Origin of the sequence: Pseudomonas sp. IT-P4 (assembly GCF_949767755.1) — a bacterium.
GTDB classification, from domain to species: domain Bacteria; phylum Pseudomonadota; class Gammaproteobacteria; order Pseudomonadales; family Pseudomonadaceae; genus Aquipseudomonas; species Aquipseudomonas monachiensis.
The window spans coordinates 1-456 of the sequence record NZ_CATKPX010000088.1 but is presented as its reverse complement, the minus strand read 5'-3'; the positions used below and the strand labels follow the sequence as shown (position 1 = coordinate 456).

At 64.3% G+C, this 456-nt stretch carries 1 protein-coding gene; it reads left to right on the top strand.

Annotation, left to right across the window (positions count from 1 at the left end; translation table 11 throughout):
• The coding region (locus ACM6IT_RS25875) for a phospholipase D-like domain-containing protein (RefSeq protein WP_414918971.1) at positions 1 to 456 on the top strand (456 nt) is incomplete at both ends.

The following is a 456-nucleotide window of genomic DNA, read 5'->3' as shown; positions in this document are numbered from 1 at the left end:
GGGCCGATCCTGGAACACCTGCACCACAACTTCGCCAGCGCCTGGCGCAAGGAAACCGGCGAGGACTTGCTCGACCTGCGCCAAGCCAAAGAGATCGGGCCGCAACAACAATGCGCCCCGCAAGCCACCCGACAGATCGCGCAGATCCTGCGCACCCAGGCCCAGGAGGGCAAGCGCGACATCGAGAAGCTGTACCTGCAGGCGGTCAACAACGCGACCCAGTTCATCTACATCGAAAACCAGTATTTCCGCTGGCCGCCCCTGGCCGAATTGATCAAGGCCGTCGCCGCCGGCCAGACCAAGGCCGGGCGCGACCCCGCCATACACGGCCCCTTGCACCTGTTTGTAATCACCAACGCCAGCGAGGGTGGCATCGGCTCCGGCACCGTGAACACCCAGCGCATGCTCGAAAGCCTCGGGCGCGGCCATACCATGCCTGCAATCACCAAGTTACGG